Annotated in this window: 13 protein-coding genes; 12 read left to right on the forward strand and 1 reads right to left on the reverse strand. The window is 57.4% G+C overall.

Annotated features, from left to right (window positions below; genetic code table 11):
- Window positions 1-88 precede the first annotated feature (88 nt).
- The 12 genes from WMO36_RS00495 (at window position 89) to WMO36_RS00550 (ending at window position 14,622) form a co-directional block, all read left to right on the forward strand.
- Window positions 89-1,564, forward strand: a complete 1,476-nt coding sequence (locus WMO36_RS00495; protein WP_144165146.1) for a cell division protein — start codon at window positions 89-91, stop codon at window positions 1,562-1,564.
- A complete protein-coding gene (locus WMO36_RS00500; protein WP_270496818.1) occupies window positions 1,557-2,897 on the forward strand; it encodes a C1 family peptidase in 1,341 nt (446 codons plus the stop codon). Before WMO36_RS00495 ends, WMO36_RS00500 begins: the two co-directional genes overlap by 8 nt.
- A 268-nt stretch (window positions 2,898-3,165) precedes the next feature.
- On the forward strand, window positions 3,166-4,299 hold the full coding sequence (locus tag WMO36_RS00505; protein ID WP_099570992.1) for a 3-deoxy-7-phosphoheptulonate synthase: 1,134 nt from the start codon (window positions 3,166-3,168) through the stop codon (window positions 4,297-4,299).
- 144 nt (window positions 4,300-4,443) lie between these two features.
- Window positions 4,444-5,628, forward strand: a complete 1,185-nt coding sequence (locus tag WMO36_RS00510; RefSeq protein ID WP_099570991.1) for a 3-deoxy-7-phosphoheptulonate synthase — start codon at window positions 4,444-4,446, stop codon at window positions 5,626-5,628.
- Window positions 5,629-5,688: 60 nt separating this feature from the next.
- The gene (gene mtnN, locus WMO36_RS00515; protein WP_099570990.1) at window positions 5,689-6,396 is read left to right on the forward strand and encodes a 5'-methylthioadenosine/S-adenosylhomocysteine nucleosidase; all 708 of its coding nucleotides are present in this window, start codon (window positions 5,689-5,691) and stop codon (window positions 6,394-6,396) included.
- 182 nt (window positions 6,397-6,578) lie between these two features.
- Window positions 6,579-7,925, forward strand: coding sequence for a sensor histidine kinase (locus WMO36_RS00520; protein WP_099570989.1), 1,347 nt, complete (start codon window positions 6,579-6,581; stop codon window positions 7,923-7,925).
- A gap of 82 nt (window positions 7,926-8,007) precedes the next feature.
- A complete protein-coding gene (locus tag WMO36_RS00525; protein WP_099570988.1) occupies window positions 8,008-8,712 on the forward strand; it encodes a response regulator transcription factor in 705 nt (234 codons plus the stop codon).
- A 321-nt stretch (window positions 8,713-9,033) separates the two neighbouring features.
- The gene (pstS, locus tag WMO36_RS00530) at window positions 9,034-10,164 is read left to right on the forward strand and encodes a phosphate ABC transporter substrate-binding protein PstS (protein ID WP_271724511.1); all 1,131 of its coding nucleotides are present in this window, start codon (window positions 9,034-9,036) and stop codon (window positions 10,162-10,164) included.
- Between the two features lie 200 nt (window positions 10,165-10,364).
- Entirely contained in the window at window positions 10,365-11,318 is a 954-nt protein-coding gene (gene pstC / locus WMO36_RS00535) for a phosphate ABC transporter permease subunit PstC (RefSeq protein ID WP_144165138.1), read from the forward strand.
- Window positions 11,318-12,313, forward strand: coding sequence for a phosphate ABC transporter permease PstA (gene pstA / locus WMO36_RS00540; protein WP_186290995.1), 996 nt, complete (start codon window positions 11,318-11,320; stop codon window positions 12,311-12,313). The genes pstC and pstA overlap by 1 nt, the downstream gene beginning before the upstream one ends.
- A gap of 41 nt (window positions 12,314-12,354) precedes the next feature.
- Entirely contained in the window at window positions 12,355-13,134 is a 780-nt protein-coding gene (gene pstB / locus WMO36_RS00545; RefSeq protein WP_003836065.1) for a phosphate ABC transporter ATP-binding protein PstB, read from the forward strand.
- Window positions 13,135-13,728: 594 nt separating this feature from the next.
- On the forward strand, window positions 13,729-14,622 hold the full coding sequence (locus WMO36_RS00550) for a metal ABC transporter solute-binding protein, Zn/Mn family (protein ID WP_349076414.1): 894 nt from the start codon (window positions 13,729-13,731) through the stop codon (window positions 14,620-14,622).
- 158 nt (window positions 14,623-14,780) lie between these two features.
- On the opposite strand, the gene WMO36_RS00555 is transcribed toward WMO36_RS00550, so the two are convergent.
- A complete protein-coding gene (locus tag WMO36_RS00555; RefSeq protein ID WP_099570984.1) occupies window positions 14,781-16,169 on the reverse strand; it encodes an NCS2 family permease in 1,389 nt (462 codons plus the stop codon).
- Window positions 16,170-16,244: the final 75 nt, after the last annotated feature.

The raw sequence follows: 16,244 nt of genomic DNA on the forward strand, positions 1-16,244 counted from the left end.
TGTGCCGAACGTTTTTCCTGCGCTAAAGTTCAAGACGGACAGGCGCGGGCAAGATGCGCGATGGAAGGGAATTCGTGAAAGGAATACCATGGTTGAGCAGTTCCCAATCGTGTTGAGGGGGTATGACAAGGAAAGGGTCGATGAGGCGTTCGCTTCGGCTCAGGAGACGGTGAACCGTCTGCGTGAGCAGGTCAAGACCGACGATCAGACCATCCTTGAACTGCAGGCACAGCTGCAGGAAGAGAAAAACAAGAAAGCCAACCCGAATTCGTTCGCATCTCTGGGCGCTAATGCGCAGCAGATGCTCGCCAGCGCGGAACAGACCAGCGCCGAGCTGCTTGACCGTGCCAAAAAAGACGCTTCCGCGGCACGTGCCACGGTGCAGCTGCAAGCCGAAACCCTGCTGAACAATGCCAAGCTCGACGCCAAGCGTATTCTCGACGAGGCTAACGCCAAGGCCGAAGCGGTGCTGTCGAAGGCCAATAATGATGCCGACACGTTGAAGTCCAACGCCCAGCGCGAAGCGGACCAGCTGCGTGGCGAAGCGCAGAAGGCCGTGGTGGCGCAACGCCAGACCGTCGACCTGGAATTGACGAACTCCCGTGAGGAGCACGACAAGCGTCTCGCATCGGAGCGCGCCACGCAAGAGCGTGAGCTCTCCGATCTGCGCGCCGAAGCCACCGAGCAGATCGCGGCGCAGCGCAAGAACGCTAATGACGAGATCAACCGCATGAAAAGCGAGACCAACGACCAGATCGAATCCGCGTTGGCCGAAGCCAACAAGAAGCTGGCCGACGTGCGTGAACAGGTGTCCAAGATGATGACGGACGCGCAGCGACGTGCCTCGGAAATCACGGATACCGCCAAAGCCAAGGCGCAGGAGATCACCGACGAGGCCGAAGTGCATCGCACCAAGACCATCAGCCAGGTCAATGCCGAGGTGGAGCAGATCCGCGCCGATATTTCCGCCCAGCAGGATGAGGCTACGAAGAAGGTCAACGAGCTGCTCGCCGACCTGAACGAACGCCGTGAAACCGCCAAGAAGCAGTCCGACGAGCTGATTTCCGAAGCCCAGCATACGCGCGATGAGGCCGAGGCATACGCTTCCGACAAGCGAGACGCCGCCGACAAGCAGGCTGCCAGCATTCTCAAGCAGGCCACCGAAGAGGCCGACGAGCAGATCAACGAGCGTCGTGAGGCAGCCAAGAGCGAATTGGAAGGCGTGCAGAAGCGCATCGCCGACCTGCAGACCCGCGAAGCGCAGATCACGCAGCGTGTCAGCGAACTGCGTGCCATGTTTGCCAACGCGTTCTCCGGTTTCGGTGCGAACGGCCTGTCCGTGGTCAATTCCATCGACGGCGAACAGCATGATTCCGCAGCTGAAGCTGAAACTCCGGAAGAATCGTACGACGAGGGCGAGCCCGTTGAGAACGAACCGGAAGTGACCTTCGACGAAGACGTTGTCTCCGACGAACAGCAGAATAATGACGACTTTGAAGAACCGTCCGAAGACGAGCAGTCTGACCAGGGCGAGGAAGCACAGGAGGAGCAGAACAATGACTGACATCACGCCGTTGAGCGCTGATGCATTGGCAACGCTGGTTGAGGATTTCGAAGCCAGCGACCACAACCGTATGGCCATGAACGCGGTCACCGCGGCGGGTATCAACAAGGTGGCGCGCAACTATGACCGCGCCCGCCTCATGCAGCGCAGATTCTCCACCATTGTCGACAATGGCACCGCCACCCATCAGGATCGTTCCGGCCGTTGCTGGCTATTCAGCTCGCTGAACGTGGCCCGCTTCGTGGCCAAGAAGAACATGGGTCTGAAGGAGTTCGAGTTCTCCCAGAACTATGCCATGTACTACGACAAGCTTGAGCGCGTCAACTACTTCCTGCAGGACGTGGCCGAACTTGTGAAGGCCGGCGAACCGTCCGACTCCCGTCTGATTCAGCATCTGCTCGCCGACGTGATGGGCGACGGCGGTCAGTGGACCATGGCCATGAACGTGTACAAGAAGTACGGTGCCGTTCCGAAGGATCTGTTCCCGGAAACCGAATCCTCCAAGAACACCGGCGAAATGAACGTGCAATTGCGTCGCCTGCTGCATACCGCCGTCGCGCACATGTATGCCGATCCGGCTTCGATTGACTCGGTGATCGCCGAAGCGACCGCCGCCGGCCACCGCATTCTGACGATTCACTTGGGCGAGCCGCCGAAGAGCTTCGACTGGGAGTGGACCGACAAGGACGGCGAGTTCCACCGCGATGGTGAGATCACGCCTGTGGAATTCTGGCAGAAGTACGTCGGTTCCGCCGATTTGGAAAGCTACGTGTGCCTGGTCGACGATCCTCGTCAGGAGCATGCGAAGGGCAAGAAGATCGGTATCGAGCACTTGGGTAATGTGGCCGGGGGAGACCCGACCGAATACCTGAACGTGCCGAACCAGTTCATGAAGGATTGCGTGCGTCAGATTCTCGAAGAGCAGGGTATTCCAGTATGGTTCGGTGCCGACTGCCACCCGATGATGGATCGTGAAAACGGCGCTTGGGCTACTGATCTGTTTGAATACGGCAAGGTGTATGGCGTCGACTTCGATCTGAACAAGGAAGATCGCGTGCGTTTCGCCGATTCCGCAATGAACCATGCCATGGCGTTCGTCGGTGTGGACGTGGCCGAAGACGGCACGACCACCCGTCGTTGGCGCGTGGAGAACTCCTGGGGAGACAAGATCGCAGACAAGGGTTACTTCACCATGAGCGACGACTGGTTTACCGAATACGTGTACGAGGTCGCTGTGCCGAAGGCGCTGCTCCCTGCCGAATATCAGGCCGCTCTTGACGAGCCGGCCACCATGCTCCCCGCATGGGACCCGATGGGCGCGTTGGCTATGTAGCGTGCGAAGCGCGCGTAGCCAACACGCGCCGAGCGTTAAGCGAGAGCCCAGTGGGCTCTCGTAGCGAGGAGAAAACGCCGACAGGCGTTTTCATTTAGATTTAGCCCGGGTCAACCAGCCCGGGTTTTTCTTTTGTCTTTCCCACGTCACCCCCACCCATTCCACCATGCAGTCGTCCATCCCCATATTCCGTCCCCATCCGTTAAGGTAACGACGGTGGCGCTATCGCGCTACGCAAGCATAATGATGCAGGGGAGGAGCAGAAGAGATGTCAGGTCTTCGCGGTCCAGATAGTTCGAGGGATGCACAATTGTTGGATAACGCTGTGTTTCCGGAGACCGTGGATGTCAATATTCGACAGTTGGACCCGATTCCTGCTCCTCGATATTTTCTAAAGGAAATCCCGCTTACCGACGAGATGAGCGATCTGGTGTTGAAGTCCCGTCAGGAAATTCGCGATGTGCTGAACGGCAAAGACGATCGTCTGCTCGTCATCGTCGGTCCCTGCTCGATTCATGATCCGAAAGCCGCGCACGAATACGCCGCAAAGCTCGCGGCCGTCAAAAAAGAGCTGGAAGACCAGCTGGTCATCGTGATGCGCGTGTATTTCGAAAAGCCGCGCACCACCATCGGGTGGAAGGGACTGATCAACGATCCTGATCTCGACGGCCAGTTCAACATTCGCAAGGGCATGTGGCTTGCACGCAAGGTGCTGGCCGATGTGCTGAGCCTTGGACTCCCGGCAGCCACGGAATGGCTGGACCCGATCACCCCGCAGTACATCTGCGACCTGATCAGCTGGGGTGCGATCGGCGCTCGCAACACCGAAAGCCAAGTGCATCGCGAGCTCGCGTCGGGCATGTCGATGCCAATCGGCTTCAAGAACGCCACCGACGGTTCGATCAAGCCGGCAGCCGACTCCTGCTTCGCGGCCGCCTTCGAGCATCATTTCCTGTCCATCAATCTTGACGGACGTGTGATTTCCGCCGAAACCAAGGGCAATCCCGATTGCCACCTGGTGTTGCGCGGCTCCTCGCACGGCCCGAACTACGATACCGAATCCGTGGCGAAGGCGTTGGCCGATCTGAAGGTTTCCAAGGCGTCCGGCCCGAGCGAACACGGTCTTGTCATCGACGCGGCGCACGGCAACTGCGGCAAGGACGAAGTGCGCGAAGCTGAAGTGATCGAAAACATCGCCTCCCGCATCGCAGCAGGCGAACAGGGCATCAGCGGCATCATGATGGAAAGCTTCCTGAAAGCCGGCAATCAGAAGCCCGCTCCGCTCGACCAGCTCGAGTACGGCAAATCCATCACCGACGCCTGCGTGCCGTGGGAACGTACCGAACAGTTGCTGCGAACGCTTGCCGAAGCGGTCGAAAGCCGCCGCAAGCTTGCCGAATAATCGCGAATAAGCGTAAATAAGCTAAATAGAAAACCGTGCAAAAACCGCGTAATCTGCGTGATCGCACGGTTTTTGCATTGTGATTGCTATTCTTGGGAAAGATAGTGATTTGGAAAGATAGTGATTTCCAAGGAGAGCAGTGAGATGCAGCAGCAGCTGAACACGCCTGAAGAGCTTCGTGCCATCCGTCAGGCCATGGATGAAGGTAAGAATCCGCTGGTGGTTACGGATGTGCCACGATGGGAAGATCAGGTTGGCATCAGCCGCATTGTAAACCGCCGAGTGCTTGAATTTGAGGTGCTTCCCACACCGGCGCAAGTGTTGGGCGATCTGCCGCTCAGCGATCAGGCTCAGGAAATCGTCGCCTATTCTCGAGATGAGATTCGCGCCTGCCTATATGGTCAGGATGATCGATTGCTGGTGATTGTAGGCCCATGTTCCGTGCATGATCCTGCGGCAGCGCTCGACTACGCCCGTCGTTTGGCCGCGTTGAAAGACGAGTTGGCCGGCGAATTGCTGATTGTGATGCGCGTGTATTTCGAAAAGCCGCGTACCACAGTCGGTTGGAAGGGCCTGATTAACGATCCCGACATCGACGGCAGCTGCAATATCAAGAAAGGCTTGCTGTTGGCCCGCCGTACACTGCTTGGCGTATTGGACGCCGGTTTGGCTACGGCCACGGAATTCCTGGAACCAACCAGCCCGCAGTACATTTCCGATGCGGTCAGCTGGGGTGCGATCGGCGCTCGCAACACCGAAAGCCAAGTGCACCGTCAGCTCGCTTCGGGCATGTCGATGCCGATTGGCTTCAAGAACGCCACCGATGGTTCCATCAAAGCGCCGACCGATTCATGTTTTGCTTCGGCTCAACAGCACACGTTCTTCGGTGTCGATCACATGGGTCGCGCGGCCGTGGTCAAAACGCTCGGCAACCCCGACTGCCATGTGGTGTTGCGTGGTTCGAGCAGCGGCCCGAACTATGACTCCGAATCCGTGGCGAACGCCATGAAGCTGATCCGTGAGGAAATGCCAGCTGAATCCGCGGCCGCGCACGGCCTGATCGTGGACTGTTCGCATGGCAATTCCGGCAAAGACGAGCATCGTCAGGCCGAAGTGGTGCGCAATATCGCAAGTCGCATCGCCGACGGTGAAGAAGGCATCGCCGGCATCATGATGGAAAGCTTCATCGAAGGTGGCAGCCAAAAACCGGCGCCGCTTGCCGAACTGACTTACGGTCAATCCATCACCGACAAATGCTTGAGCTGGCAGACCACGGAACAGCTGCTGCGCGAACTTGCGCAAGCCGTGGGCAAGCGCCGCTGGAAGTGAGCGAAGCAAAAATAAGCGAAATCGAGCGAAAAGCGTGAAGCAATCGAAAGGAACGGACGTATGAGCACAATCGCCATCATCGGCGCCATGGACGAGGAAGTTGCCAATATCGCATCCGCATTGAGCGACATCACCGTAACGGAGGAAGCCGGCGTCAGTGTGACGCGCGGCGCCATCGAAACCAACAAGGGCACGCGCGTCAACGTTGCGGCAACGGTTGGCGGCATGGGCACCGTCAATATCGCCGCCACTACGCAGCATCTCATCGACGCAGACCAGCCTGACGCCGTGATCTTCTCCGGCATTGCAGGCAATCTCAACACGCATTTGCACATCAACGACGTGGTGCTTGGTGGTACGCTGCGCTACCTCGACACTGACATGCGTCTCGTCGGCCAATGGAAGCCAGGCACTGCGGATCAGCCGGTGGAGGAATTCCACTCCGACGGCCGTCTGATTGAAGTCGCCGATAAAGTGCTGACCGATCTGAATGTGCATCACATTACCGGCATCATCGCCACCGGCAACTATTTCGTGGATGATCCGAAGAAAGTGGAGCTGGTGATTCGCGAAACCGGTGCGGACGCGGTTGAAATGGAAGGCGCTGCAGTGGCGCATGTCGCGGCACGCAATGACCTGCCCGTGCTGGTCATTCGCGCGTTGAGCGACAATGCCGACACGGATTACGTGGAATTCAAGGAATTCGACATTTCAGAATATGCCGACACTGCGGCGAAAATCGCAGTGAACATCGTCAAGCGCATGTAGTCGCAACACGGCCCGTCCAGCGCGTCGACTGCTGGACGGGCCGTCTCATATTTCGATATGGCGAATCTCATGAAAGTGAACTGCAGGGAAACTTCCGATGGCGTAAGGGAATCACGTACGGAAATCGCTTTTCGGAACCGCTACTGTTGAAGAAGAATGACGGATTATCGGAAGGTTAACGTATGACGCTGGAGCACGTGGCGATGGCGATTGTGGTTGTCGCCGTCGCTGTGGTCGCCTTTCTGCTGGGGCGTGCCCGGGGCGTGCAGCTCAGGGAGGATGAGATCGATCCGAACGATCCAAGCCTGTTCGGCGCGCAGAAAAACATGTCGCTGTTCGGTCCGCGTGTGCCTGTGCAGTCCACGGAACGTCAGCTTATTGCCGTCATGCCGGAGGCGTTGATCGTCGTCGATTCGCTGGCATCGGTCAAATATGTGTCCCCGGGCGCGCAATGTTTCGGCATTGTTGAAGACCGTGCGGTGACGCTTGCCGAAATCCGCGATATTCTGCGATTGGTGTCGACCGACAGCGTGGTGCGTGAGCGTGAATTGTCGATTCCGTTGGATCGCGCCGCCCGTGCGGCCGCGAAGAACACCGACGGCAAGGGCATTGAGGCAGGCAAGTTCCGTCCTTCCGACACGCTGTATCTGCATGTGCGCGTCGGTCAGATTTCCGATGATCTGTTTGCGATTTTCATTTCCGACATGAGCGAGCAGCGTCGTTTCGAAATCATGCGTCGTGATTTCGTGACGAACGTTTCGCATGAATTGAAAACCCCGGCAGGTGCGATTTCCCTGCTTGCCGAAACGATTGGCGATGCTGCAGATGATCCCGATATGGTGAAGTATTTCGCTGGTCGTGTGTCCAAGGAATCCGAACGATTGACGGAATTGGTACATCGCTTGATCGACTTGCAGAAGGCGCAAAGCGCGGCTGCGGTGCTGAATGCGGAACGGCTTTCCGTGCTTGCGTTGGTACGCGAGGCGATCGTCGAAAACCAAGTGAAGGCCGAATCGAAGCATATCAATCTGGTGCTTTCGTTGAATGGCAAGCAGAAGCTGGTGCACGTCGAGGGTGCCGTAAACGCTGTCGATGAGGATGATGTGTTCATCAACGCCGACCATGAAACCATCAAAACCGCGGTGAAGAATCTGGTGGAGAACGCCGTCAACTATTCTCCGGACCACACTACCGTCGCGGTCGGTGTCGGCAGTGGCGATGGCAAGGTCGCAATTCGTGTCGTCGATCAGGGCATCGGCATTCCGGAATCCTCGCTGGACCGTATTTTCGAGCGATTCTACCGTGTCGATCCCGCGCGCTCCCGCGAAACAGGGGGTACAGGATTGGGTTTGGCCATCACCAAACATTGCGTGCAGGATTGCGGAGGCACTATCGCCGTGTGGTCGCGTGAGGGTGAAGGTTCGACCTTCACCATCACTTTGCCCCAGGCACAATCGGAGCAAGACGAGAAATCTGCGAAATCTGAAACCGCGGAAATTAGTGAATCAGAGCAGCTTCCAATCGAATAATTCAAGAAAAACGAATAATTCAAGAAAATAACCAAATCAGTCAACGTTCCAATCAACAAGAGCACACAGAGGAGAAGCATTGATGACGCGCATTCTGATCGTCGAGGACGAGGAATCGTATCGAGAGCCGCTGGTTTACCAGCTCACCCGCGAAGGGTACGACGTGTCCGCCGCGGCCACCGGTGAGGAAGGACTGGAACTTTTCACCAAAGGCGGCATCGATCTGGTGCTGCTCGATCTGATGCTGCCCGGGCTCGACGGCACCGCGCTATGCCGCAGAATTCGTGAACAAAGCCGTGTGCCGATCATCATGCTCACCGCGAAAAGCGCGGAAATCGACAAGGTGGTCGGTTTGGAAATCGGCGCGGACGACTACATCACCAAGCCGTATTCGTTCCGCGAGCTGCTGGCGCGGGTGCGTGCGGTGCTGCGACGTAACCAGATGGTGGCCGACGCGACGGAAACCTCCGATGGCGATATTCCGCTGATCTGCGGCGACATTTCCATGAAGATCGGCCAGCATGAGGTGATGGTGCGCGGAGAGAACGTGTTCTTCCCGCTGAAGGAATTCGAGCTTCTCGAATATCTCATGCAGAACAAGGGACGTGTGATGACCCGCCACCAGCTGATCGACCGCATTTGGGGGTCCGATTACGTTGGCGATACCAAGACGTTGGATGTGCACGTCAAGCGTGTCCGCTCCAAAATCGAGGAGGATCCGGCGCATCCGAAATATCTGACCACCGTGCGTGGTTTGGGCTACAAAATCGACGTTCCTGCGGAATAAAGCGAAAATATCGCGATGGCTGAAAATATATATTATAAAATGCTGCGATTCCAGTAATCATCGCAAGTTGCCGAAGTGTTGATTATCGATTAATAACTGAATGTAAAACCGTTGCATCGCAGTGGTCGCCGAAGATCGGTGAATGGAAATGACGAAAACGTCCGAAGTGTCGTAGAGTGTTCATCTTCCGTTCACCGATTTTGGTTATGCAGGCCCCAAACCACCAATAGGCTTGACATTGTCATGAAGAACGATGGCGACAACAGAACATGAAATATCAGAAACATGCGCCATCAGAAGGTTGACAGAGGGAAAAGAATAATGCGTAATTCCATTCTCGTACGTTCCATTGCAGCTGTGTCCGGCATTGTGATGCTGGCTTCCGTCGCGGCTTGCGGCGACAACACTGCTTCCACCACTGATTCTTCAGCCAGTACCAACACCAAGACCACCGAGACCGTGTCCGGCAACTTCTCCGGCGCTGGAGCTTCCTCCCAGCAGGCTGCTGTGGAAGCTTGGATCGCCGGCTTCCAGGGCACCAACCCGGATGCCAAGGTCGCTTACAACCCGTCTGGTTCCGGCGCTGGCGTTTCCACCTTCCTGACCGGCGCCACCGCATGGGCCGGCTCCGATGCCTCCCTGTCCGATGACGAGGTCGAGCAGTCCAAGAGCGTATGCGCTTCCGGCAACGCCTTCGACATCCCGGTCTACATCTCCCCGATCGCAGTGGTCTTCAACCTCAACGGCATCTCCGGCAAGGGCAAGACCCTGAACATGGACGCCGACACCATCGCCAAGATCTTCGACGGCAAGATCACCAAGTGGAACGATGACGCCATCAAGCAGCAGAACCCGAAGGTTGACCTGCCTGATCTCGACATCACCGTGGTGCACCGCTCCGACAAGTCCGGCACCACCAAGAACTTCCTGAGCTACGTCAAGGATGCCGCTGGCGACGCTTGGAGCTATGAGCCTGGCGAGAACTGGCCGAACGAGGTTGGTCAGGGCGCCAAGGGCACCTCCGGCGTGATCTCCACCGTGCAGCAGGCTGACGGCACCATCGGCTACGCCGACGCTTCCCAGGCTGGCGAGCTCGGCACCGTTGCAGTGAAGATCGGCAACGATTACGTGCCGTTCTCCGCTGAAGCCGCCGCCAAGGTCGTGGACGCCTCCCCGCTCGACGAATCCGCCACCGGCGACAACCGTGTAGTCGTCAAGCTCGACCACAACACCACCGAGGCCGGCGCCTACCCAATCGTGCTTGTCTCCTACGACATCGCCTGCCCGGCATACAAGGATGCCAACACCGCCAAGTTCGTCAAGTCCTGGCTCACCTACGTGGTCAGCGACGAAGGCCAGAAGACCGCTGCTTCCGCAGCAGGCTCCGCCCCGCTGTCCGACACCATGCGCCAGAAGGTCCTCAAGTCCATCGACGCCATCGAAACCAAGTGAGCTTTGATACAGTAAGCGATAAGCTCTCGGTGAACGGCAACTGACCGTCTGTTTCAGGCCGCAGCCGCAACATGAAAGCGGGTGCGGCCTGAAACGGTACCTGTAGATGAAACGGAAATCGTAACCATCGAACGTCATCATCGCCAGTCATCGAACGTCATCGTAGACCTGTTCAAGCAATCGCAAGTTAAGGAGAACCCGTGAGTTCGCAAAGCAAAACGGCACAGCAGCCGGTAAGCGGCAAAAACGCGGACAAGGTGTTCAAGGGCGTGGCCTACGCCTGCGGCATCCTGATCCTCGTGGTGCTTGCCGCCGTCGCGCTGTTCCTGCTGTTCCGCGCATGGCCGTTGATCGGCGGCGATCAGCAGGCCAATAGCGAAACCATCAGCAACTTCACCGGCGGCAAGGCCTCCAGCTTCTGGAGCTACGTCGGACCGTTGCTGTTCGGCACCGTGCTGATCTCCGCGCTGGCACTGTTGATTTCCTTCTTCGTGTCGGTCGGCATCGCACTGTTCATCTCGCACTACGCGCCGAAGAAGCTCGCCACCGCCTTGAGCTATGTGGTCGATCTGCTTGCCGCAATCCCGTCCGTTATCTACGGTCTGTGGGGCGGCTTGGTGCTGGTGCCCGCCATCTACCCGTTCTGGAATTGGGTGGCCAAGTATCTTGGCTGGATTCCGCTGTTCGCAGGTCCTGCCGCCAATCCTTCCCGTACCGTCGCCACCGTGGCCGTGGTGCTCGCAGTCATGATTCTGCCGATCATCACCTCCATGTCTCGCGATATCTTCCTGCAGACCCCGCGCCTTCAGGAAGAGGCCGCGCTCGCATTGGGTGCCACTCGTTGGGAAATGGTCAAGCTCGCGGTGCTGCCGTTCGGCAAGTCTGGTGTGGTGTCCGCTTCGATGTTGGGCTTGGGCCGTGCTCTTGGCGAAACTATGGCCGTGCTCATGATCCTGTCTCCGGGCCTCAACTACTCCATCAAGCTGCTGCAGGCCTCGCAGAACCAGACGATCGCAGCCAACATCGCCGCGCAGTATCCGGAAGCCAACAATCTCGGCGTGTCCGTGCTGATCGGCACCGGCCTGGTGCTGTTCCTCATTACTTTCGTGGTGAATTTCATCGCCCGTAAGCTTACCGAGAAAGCGAGTGTGTGATGACCGCAGTGAATGACAACGCTTCTCCGATGGACGGTGCCCCCGTCATCGATTTCGACAAGTTCAAGCCGACCCGTTCCTTTACCGCTGCACGTAAGCGTAAGGATCTCGCGATGCGCGTGCTGATCGCGCTTGCGTTCATTGTGGCGCTGATTCCGCTGTTCTCGGTGCTGATCACCACCATAATCAACGGTGTCAAGAGGCTGAATCTCAACTTCCTGAGCTATAACATGACCGGCGTGGTCGGCGGCAATCCGACACCGTCCGGTGGTTACGGCGGTATTCAGCACGCCATCATCGGTACGTTGGAAATCACGTTCGGTGCTATGGTCATTTCCATTCCGATCGGTCTGATGTGCGCCGTGTACCTGGTTGAATATTCCAACCGTGGCAAGTTGGCTCGCGTCATCACACTGCTGGTCGACGTGATGAGCGGTATTCCGTCCATCGTCGCCGGTTTGTTCGCGTTCTCGATGTTCGTGATTCTGATTGGACCTGGCACCATCAACGGTTTCGAAGGTTCCGTGGCATTGTCGTTGCTGATGCTGCCGACCGTGGTCAAGTCTTCCGAGGAAATGCTGAAGATCGTACCTCACGATTTGCGTGAAGCGTCGTACGCTTTGGGTGTTACCAAGCAGCGCACGATTACGAAGATCGTGTTGCGTACCGCTTTGCCGGGCATTGTTTCGGGTGCGATTCTCGCCGTCGCCCGTGTGATTGGTGAGACCGCTCCGTTGCTGATGACCGCAGGCTATATCGCTTCCACGAATGTCAACCTCTTCTCCGGCCAGATGACCACCCTTCCGGTGTACGTCTACCAGGAGTACTCCAAGCTCAACGCGAACTGCCCGGCTTCGGCCGACGCTTCTTGCGTGACCACCATCCCGATGGAACGCGCATGGGCTGCGGCTCTCGTGCTGATCCTCATCGTGCTTATCCTCAACCTTATCGGTCGACTCGTGGCGAAGATCTTCGCAGTCAAGTCGGAACGATGAGCGGTAGTCTTACATACAGAAACAACATATAAGGAACCAAAATGGGACAACGTATTGATGTCAATCATCTGAACATCTACTACGGCGACTTCCTGGCCGTTGAAGATGTGAACATCAACATCGAAGCCAACAAGGTCACCGCTTTCATCGGACCTTCCGGCTGTGGCAAGTCCACGGTGCTGCGCACGCTCGACCGTATGCACGAGATCATTCCGGGCGCCCACTGCGAAGGCGAGGTGCTGCTGGAAGGCAAGAACCTGTACGACAAGGACATCGACCCGGTTGCCGTGCGCCGCGATGTCGGCATGGTGTTCCAGCGCGCGAACCCGTTCCCGACCATGTCCATCCGCGAGAACGTGCTCGCCGGCGTGAAGCTCAACAACCGTAAGATTTCGAAGTCCGATGCGGACGATCTGGTCGAGTGGGCTCTGCGTGGCGCCAACCTGTGGAACGAGGTCAAGGATCGTCTTGATAATCCGGGCATCGGCCTTTCCGGTGGCCAGCAGCAGCGTCTGTGCATCGCCCGCGCCGTGGCCGTGCACCCGCAGGTGCTGCTGATGGACGAGCCGTGCTCCGCTCTTGACCCGATTTCGACGCTGGCTGTCGAGGATCTGATCAACGAGCTGAAGAACGACTACACCATCGTGATCGTGACGCACAACATGCAGCAGGCTGCTCGTATTGCCGATTACACCGCCTTCTTCAACCTGAAAGCCGTCGGCCAGCCGGGTCACCTCGAGTATTTCACCGACACGACCACCATGTTCAATAACCCCCAGAACGAAGAAGCCGAGCGTTACGTATCGGGACGCTTTGGCTGATCGGCAAAGCCGATCTGCCAAAGCGTAGCGTCGGTCCAGTGGACCGACGCAAGCGAGCTTTAGCGAGCCAGCGGATTGTGCTTCGCTTTGCGAAGCTCCTTAATTGCACGCGGCTGATCGGCAAAGCCGATCTGCCAAAGCGTAGCGTCGGTCCGGTGCGACGCCGTTAAGCAAACAGTCCGGTGGGCTGTTTGTAGGCGGCGCCGAGGTGCGACAGCATCGAGGCAGGGAATAGTGCCTTGCCTTGGTAGGCGACGCCGTTAAGCAAACAGTCCAGTGGGCTGTTTGTAGGCGGCGCCGAGGTGCGACAGCATCGAGGCAGGAAATAGTGCCTTGCCTTGGCAGGGCTCCTTTTCCTGCGAGCTTGCACGCTTTGGCTGATCGGCAGATCATCTCTTACTCCCGCTTGCGGGGAATTGTCGTACGAATGTGCGGTCGAAAGCGGTTACTTCGCTAACCATTTCGATTCCGTTCGTGGCGGCCGTTCCCTGAGCGGGAGTTTTTGTATGTGATGCTTGATCACGACACGCCCTATTGATAATGATTCTCAATTTAGGTTATGATGGCGTTGTATCACGTTAGGGAGGATCTATCATGCACCGTATTGCGAGAATTGCGATTGCCGCACTTGCTTCTGTAGGAATGCTTGCGTCGGTTGCTGCGTGCGGAAGAGGCCAATTAACATCCGAAAAAAACGGAACCATCGAAGTGGTCGCTTCCGTGAATCAGTGGGGTACCGTGGCGAAAACCTTGGGCGGTGGCAACGTCAACGTAACCAGCATCATCAATTCCACCAATGTGGATGCGCATGATTACGAGCCAACGACGTCGGATATCGCCAAACTGCAGAAAGCGCAAGTCATCATCGTCAATGGAGCCGGCTACGACGCATGGGCGGTCAAAGCGGCGCAATCCGCCAACGCAACCATCGTCAATGCCGCTGCAGTCGGCGGGGTGAATGACGGCGAAAATCCGCATGTTTGGTTCTCCGCCGATGTGCGCAAGGCAGTGGCACAGGCGATCACCGAAGCGTACGAACAGGCCGACGCCGCGAAAAAGAGTGATTTCGACAAGCTGCACGATCAGTGGAAATCTGAAGAAAACAACGTCGAAAGCAAAATCGCCGAAGTGAAACAGAAATCGGATGGATTGGCGTACGCGGCAACGGAATCCGTGGCAAGCTATCTGGCGGAAGACATGGGTTTGACCGACGCAACGCCAAGCGGGTACGCGCGAGCCACAGCGAACGAAAGCGAGCCGACGCCAACGGATATCAGGCAGTTCGCCGACGCATTGAAATCAGGTGAAATCAAACTGTTGATCGTCAATACGCAGGAGGAAAGCGAGCTGACGGGCAAAATCACGAATGCCGCGAAATCCGCAAACGTGCCCATGGTTGAACTGACCGAGCAAATGCCGGAACAATACGATTCCTTGACGGCCTGGATGGAAAGTCTGGTTGACGCCTTCTCGCAAGCCATCGCGTAAGTCAGTTCAATAAAAAGTAATACAACAAACAAGCGATACAACAATAGGGGCGACTCCGCAGTGAGAGCGGAATCGCCCCTATTTCATTTGCCGAATTTAAATTTATTTACTGAACCAGTAATTTCGGCTGGTGGTCAGGTTGAACCTGACGTTCAGAACTACAGGATCGCGGTGATGACGAAGTCCAGAATGAACAGCAGAGACACGATCCAGATCACCGGATGCACTTCCTTGGCCTTGCCCTTGCAGGTCTTGATCAGGCAGTAGGTGATGAAGCCGCCGGCGATGCCGTAGGAGATGGAGTAGCTGAACGCCATGAACACGGAGGCGAAGAACGCCGGGACGGCCTCGGAGATATCGCTCCAGTCGATTTCCTTCAGCGAGGATGCCATCATGCAACCCACCACCACGAGCACGCCTGCGGTTGCGGCGGATGGAATGGCGGAGATGACCGGGGAGAGGAAGGCCGACAGGGCGAAGCAGATGGCCACGATCACGGAGGTCAGGCCGGTGCGGCCGCCGGCTGCGATACCTGCGGAGGATTCCACATACGTGGTGGTATTGGAGGTGCCGCAGATGGCGCCGATGGAAGTTGCGATCGAATCGGCGAACAGCGCCTTGTCCATCTTGGAGGAGAAGCCGGAACCATTTTCGAGGGCTTCCTCGTCTTCCGCGGAGAAGATGCCGGTGCGGCGGCCGGTGCCGATGAACGTGCCGATGGTGTCGAAGGTGTCAGACATGGAGAATGCGAAGATCGTCAGCAGAATGATCGGCAGCTTCGACACGTCGGAGAACAGAGCGGGGAAGCCCTCGGCGCTGAAGATCGCACCAAAAGTCTGCGGCAGCTGGGCGAAGGTGTCGCCGATGGAGATGGAGTTGGCCATGGTGGTCTGACCCATCGGAATGCCGACGATGGCGGTGACCGCGATGGCGATCAGCATGCCGCCGCGCACCTTGAGCACGGTGAGAATGATGGCGAGGAACAAGCCGATGATGAACAGCCAGATGGTCGGATTGTTCATGACAGCAAGGCCCGGGGTCGCCTGCACGGTGTCGCCGTTCTTGGCATCGGCCTTGGTGGTGAAGGTGAAGAAGCCGACGTTCAGGAAGCCGACATAGGCCACGAACAGGCCGATGCCGCCGCCGATGGCGTTCTGCAGCACTTCCGGAATGGCCTGGATGATGATCTTACGAATCTTGGTGACGGTGATCAGAATGTTGATCAGGCCGCACAGGAACACCATGCACAGGGTCTGCTGCCAGGTGAAGCCGAGACCGAAGCAAACGGTGTAGGTGAAGAACGCGTTGAGGCCCATGCCGGCGGCCTGAGCGTACGGAACGTTGGCGAACAGGCCCATGACGAGCGTGCCCGCAATGGCTGCGATGATGGTTGCGAGGAACACGCCACCCCACGGCATACCGGTCTGCGACAGGATCTGCGGGTTGACGATGATGATATATGACATTGCGAAGAACGTGGTCAGACCGGCCATGACCTCAGTGGACACGGTGGTGCCGTTCTCCTTCAGATGGAAGAATTTTTCCATTTTCTCTATCTCTATCTCTTGGGTTGGTAGGAACGTTCCGGCTGGTGCGCGGCGCGTTCCGGCGAGAATTGCGAC

This window comes from Bifidobacterium hominis (assembly GCF_040095915.1).
Classification (GTDB): Bacteria; Actinomycetota; Actinomycetes; order Actinomycetales; family Bifidobacteriaceae; genus Bifidobacterium; species Bifidobacterium hominis.

Excerpts from the sequence above, each read along its gene's own strand:
- WMO36_RS00520 (WP_099570989.1), top strand. The coding sequence starts at position 6,579 with ATGACGCTGGAGCACGTGGCGATGGCGATTGTGGTTGTCGCCGTCGCT.
- WMO36_RS00510 (WP_099570991.1), top strand. The coding sequence starts at position 4,444 with ATGCAGCAGCAGCTGAACACGCCTGAAGAGCTTCGTGCCATCCGTCAG.
- pstA (WP_186290995.1), top strand. The coding sequence starts at position 11,318 with ATGACCGCAGTGAATGACAACGCTTCTCCGATGGACGGTGCCCCCGTC.
- WMO36_RS00550 (WP_349076414.1), top strand. The coding sequence starts at position 13,729 with ATGCACCGTATTGCGAGAATTGCGATTGCCGCACTTGCTTCTGTAGGA.
- WMO36_RS00505 (WP_099570992.1), top strand. The coding sequence starts at position 3,166 with ATGTCAGGTCTTCGCGGTCCAGATAGTTCGAGGGATGCACAATTGTTG.
- WMO36_RS00525 (WP_099570988.1), top strand. The coding sequence starts at position 8,008 with ATGACGCGCATTCTGATCGTCGAGGACGAGGAATCGTATCGAGAGCCG.
- WMO36_RS00555 (WP_099570984.1), bottom strand. The coding sequence starts at position 16,169 with ATGGAAAAATTCTTCCATCTGAAGGAGAACGGCACCACCGTGTCCACT.
- WMO36_RS00495 (WP_144165146.1), top strand. The coding sequence starts at position 89 with ATGGTTGAGCAGTTCCCAATCGTGTTGAGGGGGTATGACAAGGAAAGG.
- WMO36_RS00500 (WP_270496818.1), top strand. The coding sequence starts at position 1,557 with ATGACTGACATCACGCCGTTGAGCGCTGATGCATTGGCAACGCTGGTT.
- mtnN (WP_099570990.1), top strand. The coding sequence starts at position 5,689 with ATGAGCACAATCGCCATCATCGGCGCCATGGACGAGGAAGTTGCCAAT.
- pstS (WP_271724511.1), top strand. The coding sequence starts at position 9,034 with ATGCGTAATTCCATTCTCGTACGTTCCATTGCAGCTGTGTCCGGCATT.
- pstB (WP_003836065.1), top strand. The coding sequence starts at position 12,355 with ATGGGACAACGTATTGATGTCAATCATCTGAACATCTACTACGGCGAC.